The organism is Amycolatopsis sp. NPDC054798 (assembly GCF_053611505.1).
Genome location: NZ_JBSHAM010000077.1, coordinates 1 through 14,563 on the forward strand (window position 1 = coordinate 1; position 14,563 = coordinate 14,563).

Sequence of the window (14,563 nt, forward strand, 5' to 3'; positions counted from 1 at the left end):
GCCCCGCCTGTGCGGGGGTCCTTCCCCAGACTTCTTTCCCGCCTTGACAAGCACCCCCGAACCGTCAGCACACTTGGCTTCGGGGTGCCCACGCAACGCTCTTTTCGCGGCGAAGCCGCGCCCTTCTCCGCGGCGAAGCCGCGCCCTCCCCCAGCGAAAGCCCCGGGACCTCACCGCCCCCGAGCCATCTCCTCCAACCGCCGAATCCGGTCCTCGATCGGCGGATGCGTGGAAAACATCCGGCTCAACCCAGCCCCAGGCCGGAACGGGTTCGCGATCATCAAATGCGACTGCGACACCACAGCCGGCTCCGGAGCCAACGGCGCGGCCCGGGTACCCCGCTCCAACTTCCGCAACGCCGACGCCAGTCCCAACGGATCCCCAGTCAACTCCGCCCCAGAAGCATCCGCCTGGTACTCCCGCGACCGGCTCACCGCCATCTTCACCACCCCAGCCGCGATCGGCCCGATCAGGACCAGCAACAGCGACATGAACGGGTTGCCCTCGCGATCATTCCCCCCGAAGAAAAACGCGATATTCGCCAGCACACTGACCACACTCGCCAGAGCCCCAGCGACGCACGAGATCAAAATGTCCCGGTTGTACACATGCGACAGCTCATGCCCGAGCACCGCACGCAGCTCGCGCTCGTCGAGCAACTCCAAGATCCCCGTGGTGCAGCACACGGCAGCGTGCTGCGGGTTGCGCCCGGTCGCGAAAGCGTTGGGCGCGGCGGTCGGGCTTACGTACAGCGAGGGCATCGGCTGCCTCGCGGACGTCGCCAGCTCGCGCACGATCCGGTACATCGCGGGCTGCTCGACCTCCGACACCGGCCGCGCGTGCATCGCGCGCAGGGCCATTTTCTCGGAGTTGAAGTAGGCGTAGGCGTTCATCCCCAGCGCCACGATCAGGCCGATCACCAGCGCTCCGCGGCCGAACAATCCGCTGATCCCGATGATGATCGCCGAGAGCAGACCGAGCAGCATCGCCGTCTTCAGCCCGTTGTGGTGCTTGTGCACGCGCGCTCGCCTCCGTCCGCTCTGGCAGGTGCCTCAAGGTGGGTTACTCACTGGAAACAACGCGATCGGGGGACTCGAAGTTCCTTCGCATGATCCTTGTCCGAGTTAGGGTCGGCGAGCAACCCAACCGACCGGGGCAGGTGAGCGATGCGAGGTTCCCAGTTCTCCCGGCGAGGGCTGTTCGGCCTGGTCAGCGCCGGTGCGGCGGCGGTGCTCGGCGGGAGCGCGCAGGCGGCCGGGCAGGTCACCAGCGTGCAGGTCGGCGGGACGCTTTCGGCGCTTGCGGTGAGTCCGGTCACCGGGCTGGTGTACGTGGCTGACCGGGCGTCCGGCATGGTCGTCGTCCTCGATCCGGCCGCGGGGCGGGTCGTGGGCGAGCTCGCGGTGGGCGGGGAGCCGAGCGACGTGGTGGTGGGCACCGACCGGATCTACGTCGCCAATCCGGCGGGCGGCACGGTGCTCGCCTTCGACAGTCAGACGCACCGGTTTCTCAGCGCGGTCAGCGCGGGGGCGGGTGCGTCGGCGCTCGCGATCGATCCCCAGGCCAGCCTCGTGTACGCGGTGAGCGGCAAGACCGGCACGTTCGCGGTGCTCGACAGCATCAGTCTCACTCAGCAGGACCTGCTTCCGGCTCCGAAGCCGGGGCTCGCCGGGATCGCGCTGGATCGCGGCCGGCGACGCGCTTATTGCACCAGCCCGAACACGAACTCGGTCGAGATCTGCGACCTCGACGCGGGGGCGTTCACCGCGAGTGTTTCGGTGGGCGCCTCCCCCACCGGGATCGACGTGCACGAGCTGAGCGGCGCGGTGTTCGTGGCGAATTCGGCGATCCACCATATGTCCATTGTGGATGGATCGGCCCGGGCCCAGGTCAAGACCGTGTTGCTGCGCAGCGAGGCGTCCTCGCTCGCGGTGCATCAGGGCAGCGACACGGTGTACACCAACGGCGGGCAAAATGGACTGTCCTGTGTGGACGGACGCAGTCAAACCCTGACCGGCGAGCTGAGTCTCGGGGTGAATCCGGGCGACGTGGCGGTGGATCAGCGCACGCGCACGGTGTACGTGACCGATCCGCTGCACGGCACGGTCAGCATCGTGCGCGATTTCTGACTGTCCGCATGAAGTTACTCCAGGTATACGGTGTCGGGTATGGAACTTGGCCTCCAGATCCCCGACTTCACCTTGCCGGGAGGAACCGCCGCGCTCGGCCGGAAGCTGGCGGAGACGGTGCGAGCGGCGGACGAGGCCGGGTTCGCTTATCTCGCGGTAATGGACCACTTCTTCCAGATTCCGAGCGTCGGCCCGAGCGATCGCGCGATGCTCGAGGCGTACACCACGCTCGGCTACTTCGCCGCGCACACCCAGCGCGCGAAACTGTTCACCTACGTCACTGGCGCGATTTACCGGCATCCCGGCCTGCTCGCGAAAGCGGTCACGACGCTCGACGTGCTGTCCGGCGGGCGGGCCATGCTCGGCATCGGCGCGGGCTGGAACGAAGAGGAGGCTCGCGGGCTCGGTTTTCCGTTTCCGTCCACATCGGAACGGTTCGAACTGCTCGAGGAGAACCTGCGGTATGTCCGGCAGATGTGGGACGAGGACGACAAACCGTTCTCCAGCAAGCATTTCACTGCCGAACGACTCCTCAACAGCCCTCAGCCGCCGCACCGGCCGCCGATCATGGTCGGCGGTGGCGGCGAGAAGAAAACTCTCCGCCTCGTCGCCAAGTACGGCGACTACTGCAACATCGGCAACGGCCCGGATCTCGAACGCAAACTGGACGTGCTCAAGCGGCATTGCGAAACCGAGGGCCGCGACTACGCCGAGATCGCCAAGACTGTTTACCACTATCTGGACATCGGCCCGTCCGGGGAGAAAACCGGCGAGTTTCTCACCGAGGCGGAGCGGCTGCACCGGCTCGGTGTGCAGGCCGTGATCGGCCCGCTGCCCGGCGGAGCCGACCAGAACCGGATCGAGATTTTCGCGCAAGACATCATTCCGGCGGTTAAGGAGTTGGCATGAAACTCGGGTTGCACCTGGCTCAGCAGACCTGGCCGAACGGCCCGGCGGCGCTCGGCGCGGATCTGGCGCGGGTGGCCCGGACCGCGGACGAGGCCGGGTTCGAATACCTGTCGGTGATGGACCATTTCTTCCAGATTTCCAGCTATGGCCCGCCGGAGCACGAGATGCTGGAAGCCTGGACCACGCTCGGCTTCCTGGCCGCGCACACCGAACGGGTCAAGCTGCTCACTCTCGTCACCGGTGTCATTTACCGGCATCCGGGACTGCTCGCGAAGGCGGCGACGACGCTCGACGTCCTGTCCGGCGGGCGGGCGATCCTCGGCATCGGGGCCGGGTGGAACGAGGAGGAATCCCGCGCGCTCGGGTTCCGGTTCCCGCCGATGAAGGAGCGCTTCGAACAGCTTGAGGACGCCCTCCGGTACATCCATCAGATGTGGGCTGAGGGTGACGAGCCCTTTACTGGCACGCACGTCAGCGGCGAACGGCTGTTGAACAGCCCGCAGCCGATCCAGCGCCCGCATCCGCCGATCCTGATCGGCGGCGGGGGCGAGAAGAAGACGCTGCGGTTCGTCGCGCAGTACGGCGACATCTGCAATTTGATGCCCAGTGACGATCTTCCGCGCAAACTGGACGTGTTGAAGCAGCACTGCGAGGACGTCGGCCGCGACTACTCGGAGATCACGAAAACCGCTTCGCTGCGCCTGGACACGGGTGAAAACGGCGAGAAAACCGGGCAGCTGCTGGATGAACTGGGCCGGCTGGCCGAACTCGGTTTCACCGGCGCGACCGGCTGGGCGGACGGCGTGCCGGACCCGGCGGTGCTCGAACGGTTCGCCACCGAGGTGATCCCGGCGGCCGAAAAGCTGTGATCCGCTGACGAACGGGTGACGGCTGCGCCATCCGGCACCGGCGCGCCGCCCGTTCGCCGCAGCGGCTCGCGGCATTCCGCCGCCGCCAGAAGTCTTTTCCAGTCCCGTCGACCAGGGAAACGCGCCGGTGCGCTTGTGACGCCGCACCGGCTGCCGAGAAACTTTGGTCTCGGTTCCGACTCGGTCCTGCGAGCGTCCCGGCACGTTGTAACGACGGCCGGGCGCAGATCGACCTGCCCTACGCAGATCGCGCTCGTGACCGGAGGAGCCTGGCACATGACCACATGTCGACTCTGCGGTTCGGAAAGAACCGCCAGCGTGGTCGACCTCGGCGCGACCCCGCCGTGCGAGCGGTTCCTGACCGCCGCGCAGCTGGCCGAACCCGAACCGACTTTCCCGCTGCATCTCGAAGTGTGCACGGAATGCTGGCTCGCGCAGCTCCCGCCGCTGCTCGACCCGGCCGACACATTCACCGATTACGCGTATTTCTCGTCTTTTTCCACCTCGTGGGTCGAACACGCGAAACGGTTCACCGACTCCGCGGTGGAACGACTCGGGCTGACTGACCGGTCTTTCGTCGTGGAGGTCGCCAGCAACGACGGATACCTCCTGAAGCACGTCGTTGAGCGCGGAATCCGTTGTCTCGGCGTGGAACCTTCGGTGAACGTCGGGCAGGCCGCGCGCGAGGCCGGGGTGCCGACGCACACCGCGTTCCTCTCCGAGGACACCGGCCGGGAGGTGCGAGCCGAACACGGGCCTGCCAACCTGGTCGTGGCGAACAACGTTTACGCGCACATTCCGGACATCCGCGGGTTCACCCACGGGCTGCGCGCGCTCGTCGCGAACGACGGCTGGGTGTCGATCGAGGTGCAGCATCTGCTCACGCTGATCGAAAAGAACCAGTACGACACGATCTACCACGAGCATTTCCAGTACTACACCGTCGAATCCGCACGGCGGGCGCTCGCGGGCGGCGGGCTGACCGTGGTCGACGTCGAACTCCTGCCGACGCACGGCGGCTCGATCCGGCTGTGGGCGCGGCCCGCGGAGGCGGCTGGGGAGCCGAGCGCCCGGATGATCGACGTGCTGGCCAGGGAGAAGGCGGCCGGGCTGCACGAGTTGTCCGGGTACACCGAATTCGCCGACCGGGTCACCCGCGTCCGGCTCGAACTGCTCGAATTTCTCCTCGCCGCCCGCAAGGCCGGGAAAACGACCGTCGGGTACGGCGCGCCGGGCAAGGGCAACACCCTGCTCAACCACTGCGGCATCCGCCCGGACCTGCTGGCCTACACGGTGGACCGCAATCCCTACAAGCACGGCCGGTTCACGCCGGGCACCCGGATCCCGGTCGTGGAACCGGACCGGATCGCGGCCGACCGGCCGGACTACGTGCTCGTCCTGCCCTGGAACCTGCGGGACGAACTGACCGAGCAGCTCTCCTACGTCGGCGCGTGGGGCGGCAAGCTCGTCTTCCCGATTCCACGCCTGGAAATCGTCGAGGTGACGTGAAGTGAAGGTCGTTCTGTTCTGCGGCGGCTACGGAATGCGGATGCGCAGCAGCGAGGCGTCCGACGTGCCCAAGCCGATGGCGATGGTCGGGCCCCGCCCGCTGATCTGGCACGTGATGCGGTACTACGCGCATTTCGGGCACACCGAGTTCGTGCTGTGCCTCGGCTACGGCGCGCACCACATCAAGCATTTCTTCCTGAACTACCAGGAAACGACGTCCAACGATTTCGTGCTGCGCGGCGGGAAGCCGGAGCTGCTGTCCACCGACATCGCCGACTGGACGATCTCGTTCGTGCAGACCGGGATCGAATCGCCGATCGGCGAACGGCTCCGCCGCGTGCGCGACCATCTCGACGGCGACGAGATGTTCCTCGCCAACTACGCCGACGTCCTCACCGACGCGCCGCTGGACAACATCGTCGAGCGGTTCGAAAACAGCGACGCGGGCGCGTCCATGCTCGTCGTGCCGCCGCAGTCGTCGTTCCACTGCGTCGAGATGGACGAGGGCGGCCTGATCGGCGCGATCACGCCGGTCAGCGAACTCCCGCTGTGGGAAAACGGCGGCTATTTCGTGCTGCGGCAGGAGATTTTCGACCACATCCCGGAGAACGGCGACCTGGTCGCCGACGGCTGCGGCGAACTCGCCAAACGCGGCCGGCTGCTCGCGTACCCCTATCGCGGGTTCTGGAAGCCGACCGACACGGTCAAGGAACGCTACGCGCTCGACGCCGCTTACACGCACGGCGACCGGCCGTGGGCGTTGTGGGAACACGAAAAGGTGCGCGCGTGATCCGCCTCGGCGCCGAGCTGAAGAGCATCGTCGTGCTCGGCGCGCATTGCGACGACATCGCCATCGGGGCCGGCGGCACGCTGCTGGAGATCTGCGGACAGCGTCCCGGCCTCAAGGTCGACGCGCTGGTGCTGTCCGGCGGCGGGACCGATCGGGAGAACGAGGAACGCGCCGCGCTGGCCGCGTTCTGCCCGGGTGCCGAGCTGAACGTCACGGTGCTCAAGCTGCCGGACGGACGCCTCCCCTCGCACTGGGAGGAAGCCAAGAACGCGCTGGAAGACCTTCGTCGCCGGACCGATCCGGACGTCGTGTTCGCGCCCCGCACCGTCGACGCGCACCAGGACCACCGCGGGCTCGCGCAGCTCGTGCCCACGGTGTTCCGCGGCCATCTGACGCTGGGGTACGAGATCGTCAAATGGGACGGGGATCTCGGACGGCTGCCCGCTTACGTGCCGCTGTCGGACGAGACGACGCAGCGCAAGATCGAACTGCTGCACGAGCATTACGGCTCTCAGCAGCACCGGCCGTGGTACGACCGCGAGGCGTTCCTCGGCCTCGCGCGGATTCGCGGAATCGAATGCCAAGAACGCTATGCCGAGGCGTTCGAGGCACACAAACTCGTCATCGAGCTAAGGGGCTGAAGGCATGCGCGTGCTGCTCACGGGGCACACGGGATATCTGGGCACGGTGATGGCTCCGGTGCTCACCGCGGCGGGACACGAGGTCGTCGGCCTCGACTCGGGCTTGTTCGCCGCTTGTGTGCTCGGCCCGGCCCCGCGCGATCCGGTCGGGCTGGCCGTCGACCTGCGGGATGTGAAAGCCGAACACCTGCAGGGCTTCGACGCGGTGATCCACTTGGCCGCGCTGTCGAACGACCCGCTCGGTTCGCTCGCGCCCCAGTTGACCTACGACATCAACCACCACGCGTCGGTCAAGCTCGCGAAACTCGCGAAGGAGGCCGGGGTTTCCCGGTTCCTGTACGCCTCGACCTGCTCCGTCTACGGCGCTTCCGGCGGCAGCGGCCTGGTCGACGAGGACGCGCCGCTTCGGCCGGTCACGCCGTACGCGGAGTCGAAGGTACGCGTGGAGGCCGAGGTTTCCGACCTCGCCGACGACGACTTCACCCCGGTGTACATGCGCAACGCCACCGCATTCGGCTTCTCCCCGCGGCTGCGCGCCGACATCGTGCTGAACAACCTCGTCGGCCACGCCTACCTCTCCGGCGAGGTTCTCGTGCTCTCCGACGGCACGCCGTGGCGGCCGCTGGTCCACGCCGACGACATCGCGCACGCCTTCACCGCCGCGCTCGGGGCTCCGCGCGAAGCCGTGCACAACAAGGCGTTCAACATCGGCACCGAGCGCAACAACGTGACGGTCGCCGAGATCGCCGAAGAGGTCGTCGCCGTGGTCCCCGGCGCCAAGCTGAGGATCACCGGGGAAGCCGGGGCCGACCCGCGCTCCTACCGCGTCGATTTCTCCCGGTTCCGCGACGCCGTTCCGACGTTCGACTGCAAGTGGGGCGTGAAAGACGGCGCGCTGCAACTGTTCGACGCTTACCGCCGCAGCAGCCTCACCCAGGAACAGTTCGAGCGCCGCTTCACCCGGCTGAACTGGTTGAGCGACCGGCAGGCCGCCGGCGCGGTCGACGCCACCCTGCGGCACGCCTGATGCGCACGGGGCCCGAGATGCACGCTCTGGTGGAACGGTTGTACCCGTTCTGCCGGAGCATCACCGGCGACGGCGTGCGGCAGACCCTGGCCGTCCTCGGCGAGCACCTCCCGCTCGACCGGTACGAGGTGCCGAGCGGCACCGAGGTGCTGGACTGGACCGTGCCGCCGGAGTGGAACATCCGCGACGCCTTCGTCGCGGATTCCTCCGGACGGCGGGTGATCGATTTCCGGAAGTCGAACCTGCACGTGGTCGGCTACAGCGTCCCGGTCGACCAGGTCGTCAGTCTCGCCGAACTGCGCCCGCACCTGCACACGCTTCCCGAGCAGCCGTCGTTGATCCCGTACCGCACCAGCTATTACTCCCCCACCTGGGGGTTTTGCCTCGCGCAGGACGTGCTCGACACGCTGCCGGACGGCGACTATCACGTCAAAATCGACTCGACGCTCGCCGACGGACACCTCACCTACGCCGAGCACGTCGTGCCGGGCGAGGTGTCCGACGAGGTGCTCGTGTCGTGTCACCTCTGCCATCCGTCGCTGGCCAACGACAACCTCGCCGGCATCGCGGTCGCCGTCGCGCTCGCACAGGCGCTGGCCGAGGAAAAGCCGTACTACACCTACCGGTTCCTGTTCATGCCCGGCACGATCGGCGCGATCACTTGGCTGGCGCGCAATTCCCAGCGCATCGATCAGGTCAAGCACGGCGTCGTGCTGGCCTGCGCCGGGGACCGGGGTTCGCTGACCTACAAGCGGAGCCGTCGCGGGGACGCCGACATCGACCGCGTTTTCGCGCACGTCCTCAAGGACAAACCGCACGAGATCCGCGATTTCTCGCCGTACGGCTACGACGAGCGCCAGTTCTGCTCCCCCGGCTTCAACCTCGGCGTCGGCTCGCTCACGCGCACGCCGTACGCGGGCTACCCGGAGTACCACACTTCGGCGGACAACCCGTCCTTCGTCGACCCGGACTCGATGGCCGACACTCTCGACACGCTGCGGACGGCGTTTTCCGTACTCGACCGCAACCGCCGCTACGTGAACCTGAGCCCGTACGGCGAACCTCAGCTCGGCAAGCGCGGACTGTACGACTCGCTCGGCGGGCGCAGCGACGCGAAGGAAGCCCAGCTGGCCATGCTGTGGGTGCTCAGCCTCTCCGACGGCGACCACAGCCTCCTCGACATCGCCGAACGGGCGGACCTGCCGTTCGGCGCCGTAGCCGCGGCGGCCGATGCCCTTCAGGCCGCCGGACTGCTGAAGGAGTGAGGCCGTGCCGTCGATCCTGCGTTCGCGAGCCGTCCGCGCGATGGCGGGACGGCTCAGCTGGGGCCTTGGCGACCAGGCCGTTTCGAGCCTGACCAACTTCGTGGTCGGCCTGTACGTCGCGCGCTCGCTCGGCGCGACGGCGTTCGGGCTGTTCAGCATCGCGTGGGTGACCTACGGCGTCATTCTCAACATCTCGCGCGGCATCGCCACCGACCCGCTGATGGTCCGGTTCTCCGGCGTCAGCCGGGCAAGCTGGCGCACCGCAGTCGGGCAGGCGGTCGGGACCGCTTTCGTGGTGGGCGTCGCGAGCGGGCTGGTCAGTGTCCTTTTTGGACTTATGGTCGGCGGTCCGCTCGGCACCGCGTTCGTCGCACTCGGCGTGGTGCTGCCGTTCCTGCTCGTGCAGGACGCCTGGCGGTTCGGCTTTTTCGCGCAGGGCACCGGGCACAAGGCGTTTCTCAACGACGGAATCCAGGCCGTCGCGTTGTTCCCGGCGCTGGTCCTGGCCGCGCGCTACGACACCGTGGTCGCGTTCCTGCTGGCCTGGGGCTGTTCGGCCGGGGTCGCGGCCGCCTTCGGCTGGGTGCAGACGAGCGTGCTGCCGCGGCTCGGCGGGGTGCGCTCGTGGCTGCGAGAGCATCGCGACCTGGGTGTGCGCTACCTCGTGGAGAACGTCAGCAACAGTGGTTCGTCGCAGCTGCGGGCGTACGGGCTGGGCGCGATCTCCGGGTTGGCCGCGGTCGGCACAGTGCGTGGTGCGGAACAGCTGCTCGGGCCGTTTCTCGCGCTGCTCATGGGACTTTCCCTCGTCACGGTCGCCGAGGGCGCGCGGGTGCTCCGGCAGTCGCCGCACCGGTTGTGGCACTTCTGCGTGGTGCTCGGCGCCGCGCAGGCCGCGGCGGCGCTGGTGTGGGGACTCGGGTTGTGGCTCTTCATCCCCGACAACGCTGGCCGGTTCGTGCTCGGTTCGCTGTGGGACAGCTCGTCGCTGCTGGTCCCGGCGGTCACGATGGCCGTCGTCGGCGCGAGCTTCACCACTGGCGCGACGGCCGGGTTGCGTGCGCTCGGGATGGCGCGGCGGAGCTTGCGGTCCCAGCTGATCTCGTCGGCGTGCTACGTCGTGTTCGGCCTGATCGGGGCTGTGCTCGGCGGCGCGACCGGTTCGGAGTGGGGCGTCGCGGCCGCCACGCTCACCGGCTCGGCCGTGTGGTGGTGGCAGCTGCGCAGCGCGCTTCGCGACCACTTCGCGGCGGTAGTCGAGTTTCCCGCCGCGTCAGGTTCATTCAGCCAAGCAGAACTCCATTCGGCTTCCGAGGAGATGAAACCGGCATGAGCACGGCGCCCCGGCTGACCATTGGTCTGCCCGTCTACAACGGCGAGGAGTTCCTCGGCGAAGCGCTCGACGCGCTGCTCGGGCAGACCTACGAGGACTTCGAGCTGATCATCTCCGACAACGCGTCGGAGGACGGCACGGAAGAGATCGCCCGCAAATACGCGCAGCAGGATTCGCGGATCCGGTATCTGCGCCAGCAGCGCAACATCGGCGCGACCCCGAACCACAACATCCTGCTCGACCAGGCGCGCGGCGAGCTTTTCAAATGGGCCTCGCACGACGATCTCTACGGCCGGGAGCTGCTGGCGAAGTGCGTCGACGCGCTCGACGCCCGGCCGGAGATGATCCTCGCGCATTCGCATCAGGCGATCATCGACGAGAACGGCGCGGTGACGGTGCCGCTGGACTACCGGCACCAGACCGACTCGCTCCGGCCGTCCGTACGGTTCAAGAGCCTGCTGTTCGAACCTGGCGGCGACGATTTCTACGGCGTGATCCGCACGGCCGTGCTGCGTCGCGTCACGCCGATGGGCAGCTACCACCACGCCGACCGCACGTACGTGGCCGAGTTGGCGCTGCACGGCCCGTTCTACCAAGTGCCGGAGCTGCTGTACTTCCGCCGCGATCATCCAGACCGGGCGGAGCGGGCGAACCCGAGCAAGCGCTCGCGGTGCGCGAACCTCGATCCCAAGCGCGCCAACGCACTCATGAACCCGACCGCGCGGCTGCTCGCCGAGTACGTCTGGGGTTTCGTGCACGGGATCCGCTCCGCGCCGCTGTCGTCCGGCGAACGCCGCGCCTGCTACCTCGCGCTGGCGGAGTGGTTCGCCAGCCGGGCCCGGCCGGGCGGCGGCGGGGAACGCGTCGAGGACCGGGCTCCGGTGCACGCGGCCGAACTCAACCTCGCGGTCGACCGGGTGGTCGCCGGGCGCGAACGGCGGGTGCGGTGACTGTTCGGGTCGGGGTCTTCGGGCTGCTCGGTTCAGGCAACCTCGGCAACGACGGTTCGCTGGAGGCGGTACTCGCCTTCCTGCGGGCCGAACATCCGTACGCGAAGGTGTCCGCGTTCTGTGGTGGGGCGGACACCATCCGTGCGCGGTACGGGATCCCCGCGGTGCGGCTCAACTGGTACAGCGGCGAATACCGGCACGCTTCCGGGCTGCGGTCGATCGCGGCCAAAGCGCTGGGGAAAGTCATCGACGTTTTCCGCACGGCCTGGTGGGTCCGGCGGCAGAACGTGGTGATCGTTCCCGGCATGGGCGTGCTGGAGGCGACGCTTCCGTTGCGGCCGTGGGGATTCCCGTACGCGCTCTTCCTGCTCTCGTTGTGCGGCCGGCTGGGACGCACGAAGATCGCGCTGGTCAGTGTGGGCGCCGACCAGATCCGGGTGCCGGCCACGCGATTTCTGGTGCGGCACGCGACGCAACTCGCGGCGTACCGGTCCTTCCGCGACGAGTTGTCGCGCTCGGCGATGGCCGACATGGGCGTGCGGGTCACGAACGACCAGGTCTACCCCGACCTCGCCTTCGCCCTCCCGACGCCGTCGGCGGTCGAAGATCCGCGTGCGGTAGGCGTTGGCGTGATGGCTTACTACGGCAGCAACGACGACCGTGCGCGCGGCGAGGAGATCTACCGGTCCTATGTGGACGCGATGACGGAGTTCGTGCGGTATCTGGTCGGCCAGGAGCGACCGGTCCGGCTCTTCATCGGCGACCGGATCGACCGCGAGGTAGTGGACGAGATTGTCGAAACTGTCGGCTCTCCGCTGATTTCCGCGACCGTCCCGGACACCCTCGGCGAACTGATGCGCGCGATGGCGGAGGTCGGCACGGTCGTGGCCACTCGGTACCACAACGTGTTGTGCGCGTTGAAGGTCGGGACGCCGACGGTCGCGATCGGGTACGCGAAGAAGAACGACGTGCTGATGGCCGAGATGGGTCTCGGCGAGTTCTGCCAGGAGGCCCGCGCGGTCGACGTACCGCGGCTGATCGATCAGTTCGAACAGCTGCAGCGGCGGGCACCGGAGCTGAAGGCGGAACTCGCCGCCCGCAACGAAACCTGCAACCAGCAGTTGAAGGACCAGTTCGCCCTGTTGTCGAGGTCGCTCATCCCTGCGGAGGTGTCGTGAAAGCCGTTCCCGTGCCGTCGATTTCCGGCGTGTGGCTGTTTCAGCCGACGCCACACCGAGACGATCGCGGCTTCTTCTCGCGTACCTTCGACGCCGATGTCGCCCGGTCGGCCGGCATCGATCCGGACGCGTTCCTGCAGGACAGCCTGTCCCGCTCGGTGCGCGGCGTGGTGCGTGGGATGCACCTGCGGTCCGGGGCCGGCGAGGCGAAACTGGTGCGTTGTTCGTTCGGCGAGGTGTTCGACGTCGTCGTCGACTTACGGCCGGAGTCGCCGACTTTCCGGGCCATGGAAACGTTTCACCTCTCCGGCGACACCCAGGAGAGCATCTACATCCCGGCCGGGTGCGCACACGGTTTCCAGGCGCTGAGCGACATCGCCGACGTGTCGTACCGGATCGACCGCGCGCACGACCCGTCCGAGGACGTCGCCATCGCGCACGACGACCCGGAGCTCGCCATCCCGTGGCCGCTGCCCGCGGCATTGCTGTCCGAACGCGACGCATCGGCCCCTTCGCTGGCCGACGCCTTGAGGTGACCCGTCATGGACCTGCCACTCTCCCGAATCGCGAACGAACGCCTGCACCGCGCCATTCCCGGCGGTGCGCACACCTACGCCAAAGGCGAGGATCAATACCCGGAACATCTCGCCCCGGTCATCTCGCACGGCCGTGGTTCCTACGTCTGGGACATCGACGGCAACCGATATCTCGAATACGGCTCCGGCCTGCGTTCGGTCAGCCTCGGCCACGTGCATCCACGGGTGACCGCGGCCGTTCGCGACGTGCTGGAACGCGGCAACAACTTCGTCCGTCCGTCCATTGTGGAGCTTGAAGCCGCGGAGCAGTTCCTGGCGACGGTGCCGACCGCGGACATGGTGAAGTTCGCGAAGAACGGCTCCGACGCGACGACCGCCGCCGTCCGGCTCGCTCGGGCCGCGACCGGACGGCCGCTGGTCGCCCACTGCGCCGAGCACGCGTTCTTCTCCACTGACGACTGGTTCATCGGCACCACCCCGATGTCCGCCGGAATCCCTGCCGCGACGATGGCGATGACTGTGCCCTTCCCGTACGGCGATCTCCCGGCGACCGAGCAAATGCTGCGCCAGTACCACGGGCAGGTGGCCTGCCTGATCCTGGAACCCACCAAGGGGACGAACCCGCCGGACGGTTATCTCGCCGGACTGCTCGACCTCGCGCATCGGTACGGCTCGCTGGTGATCTTCGACGAGATGATCACCGGGTTCCGGTACTCCGAGCACGGTGCGCAGGGCCTGTTCGGCGTGACGCCGGACCTCTCGACGTTCGGCAAAGCGCTCGGCAACGGCTTCGCGGTCGCCGCGCTGGCCGGCCGGCGGGAGCTGATGGAACTGGGCGGCCTGCGCGATTCGCGGGATCGGGTGTTCCTGCTGTCCACGACGCACGGAGCGGAGACCCCGGCGCTGGCCGCGGCGATGGCGGTGATGGACGTCTACGCGACAGAGGACGTGACGGCTCGGCTGCACGCACTCGGGGCCCGGTTGGCTGCCGGAGCAACCGAGGTGGCGGCCGCGCACGGGATCGGCGGGCAGGTGCAGGTGCGGGGACGGGACAGCAACCTGGTGTTCCTGACCCTCGACGAGAACGGTGCGCCTTCGCAGGAGTATCGGACGCTGTTCCTGCGGTGCCTGCTGGAGAACGGGGTACTGGCTCCGTCCTTTGTGGTCAGTGCGGCGATGACCGAGGAGGACATCGACCGGACGGTGGAGGCGGTCGGCTCGGCTTGCGTGGTGTACCGGAAGGCGCTGGAGGCCGGGGATCCGTCGCCGTGGCTGGGCGGGCGGCCGGTCAAACCCGTCTTCCGCCGAAAGGCCTGACTTCCCCTGCCAAAGTCCGTGAAGGGCTCCTTGAGGGAATCTGATTCCCTCAAGGAGCCCTTCACGGACTTTGGCGTCGTGGCGGCCGGGCACCCACACCCGCCCACTGA

Annotated in this window: 14 protein-coding genes; 13 read left to right on the forward strand and 1 reads right to left on the reverse strand. The window is 67.9% G+C overall.

Features of this window, described 5'->3' with window-relative positions:
- Positions 1–170 precede the first annotated feature (170 nt).
- Positions 171–1,019 carry a zinc metalloprotease HtpX gene (htpX, locus tag ACWGIC_RS34170; protein ID WP_452080049.1) on the reverse strand — a complete coding sequence of 283 codons (849 nt, stop codon included), beginning with the start codon at positions 1,017–1,019 and terminating at the stop codon, positions 171–173.
- 147 nt (positions 1,020–1,166) lie between these two features.
- Here htpX and ACWGIC_RS34175 point away from each other — a divergent pair, with 147 nt between their 5' ends.
- From ACWGIC_RS34175 to ACWGIC_RS34235, 13 genes are all read left to right on the forward strand, one after another.
- On the forward strand, positions 1,167–2,129 hold the full coding sequence (locus tag ACWGIC_RS34175) for a YncE family protein (RefSeq protein WP_452080050.1): 963 nt from the start codon (positions 1,167–1,169) through the stop codon (positions 2,127–2,129).
- A gap of 39 nt (positions 2,130–2,168) precedes the next feature.
- Complete coding sequence (locus ACWGIC_RS34180; protein WP_452080051.1) at positions 2,169–3,038, forward strand: LLM class F420-dependent oxidoreductase; 870 nt, start codon at positions 2,169–2,171, stop codon at positions 3,036–3,038.
- Complete coding sequence (locus tag ACWGIC_RS34185; RefSeq protein WP_452080052.1) at positions 3,035–3,907, forward strand: LLM class F420-dependent oxidoreductase; 873 nt, start codon at positions 3,035–3,037, stop codon at positions 3,905–3,907. The genes ACWGIC_RS34180 and ACWGIC_RS34185 overlap by 4 nt, the downstream gene beginning before the upstream one ends.
- A gap of 276 nt (positions 3,908–4,183) precedes the next feature.
- Positions 4,184–5,416 (forward strand): methyltransferase domain-containing protein, encoded by a 1,233-nt coding sequence (locus tag ACWGIC_RS34190; protein WP_452080053.1) that lies wholly within the window; start codon positions 4,184–4,186, stop codon positions 5,414–5,416.
- A 1-nt stretch (position 5,417) separates the two neighbouring features.
- Positions 5,418–6,206 carry a glucose-1-phosphate cytidylyltransferase gene (locus ACWGIC_RS34195; protein WP_452080054.1) on the forward strand — a complete coding sequence of 263 codons (789 nt, stop codon included), beginning with the start codon at positions 5,418–5,420 and terminating at the stop codon, positions 6,204–6,206.
- On the forward strand, positions 6,203–6,847 hold the full coding sequence (locus ACWGIC_RS34200; protein ID WP_452080055.1) for a PIG-L deacetylase family protein: 645 nt from the start codon (positions 6,203–6,205) through the stop codon (positions 6,845–6,847). Before ACWGIC_RS34195 ends, ACWGIC_RS34200 begins: the two co-directional genes overlap by 4 nt.
- 4 nt (positions 6,848–6,851) lie before the next feature.
- Positions 6,852–7,874, forward strand: coding sequence for an NAD-dependent epimerase/dehydratase family protein (locus ACWGIC_RS34205; RefSeq protein WP_452080056.1), 1,023 nt, complete (start codon positions 6,852–6,854; stop codon positions 7,872–7,874).
- A complete protein-coding gene (locus ACWGIC_RS34210) occupies positions 7,874–9,139 on the forward strand; it encodes a DUF4910 domain-containing protein (RefSeq protein ID WP_452080057.1) in 1,266 nt (421 codons plus the stop codon). The genes ACWGIC_RS34205 and ACWGIC_RS34210 overlap by 1 nt, the downstream gene beginning before the upstream one ends.
- A 40-nt stretch (positions 9,140–9,179) precedes the next feature.
- The gene (locus tag ACWGIC_RS34215) at positions 9,180–10,472 is read left to right on the forward strand and encodes a hypothetical protein (protein ID WP_452080074.1); all 1,293 of its coding nucleotides are present in this window, start codon (positions 9,180–9,182) and stop codon (positions 10,470–10,472) included.
- Complete coding sequence (locus ACWGIC_RS34220; RefSeq protein WP_452080058.1) at positions 10,469–11,422, forward strand: glycosyltransferase family 2 protein; 954 nt, start codon at positions 10,469–10,471, stop codon at positions 11,420–11,422. The genes ACWGIC_RS34215 and ACWGIC_RS34220 overlap by 4 nt, the downstream gene beginning before the upstream one ends.
- On the forward strand, positions 11,419–12,600 hold the full coding sequence (locus ACWGIC_RS34225) for a polysaccharide pyruvyl transferase family protein (RefSeq protein ID WP_452080059.1): 1,182 nt from the start codon (positions 11,419–11,421) through the stop codon (positions 12,598–12,600). Before ACWGIC_RS34220 ends, ACWGIC_RS34225 begins: the two co-directional genes overlap by 4 nt.
- A complete protein-coding gene (locus tag ACWGIC_RS34230) occupies positions 12,597–13,136 on the forward strand; it encodes a dTDP-4-dehydrorhamnose 3,5-epimerase family protein (protein WP_452080060.1) in 540 nt (179 codons plus the stop codon). The genes ACWGIC_RS34225 and ACWGIC_RS34230 overlap by 4 nt, the downstream gene beginning before the upstream one ends.
- A 6-nt stretch (positions 13,137–13,142) precedes the next feature.
- Positions 13,143–14,453 carry a glutamate-1-semialdehyde 2,1-aminomutase gene (locus ACWGIC_RS34235; protein WP_452080061.1) on the forward strand — a complete coding sequence of 437 codons (1,311 nt, stop codon included), beginning with the start codon at positions 13,143–13,145 and terminating at the stop codon, positions 14,451–14,453.
- Positions 14,454–14,563 lie beyond the last annotated feature (110 nt).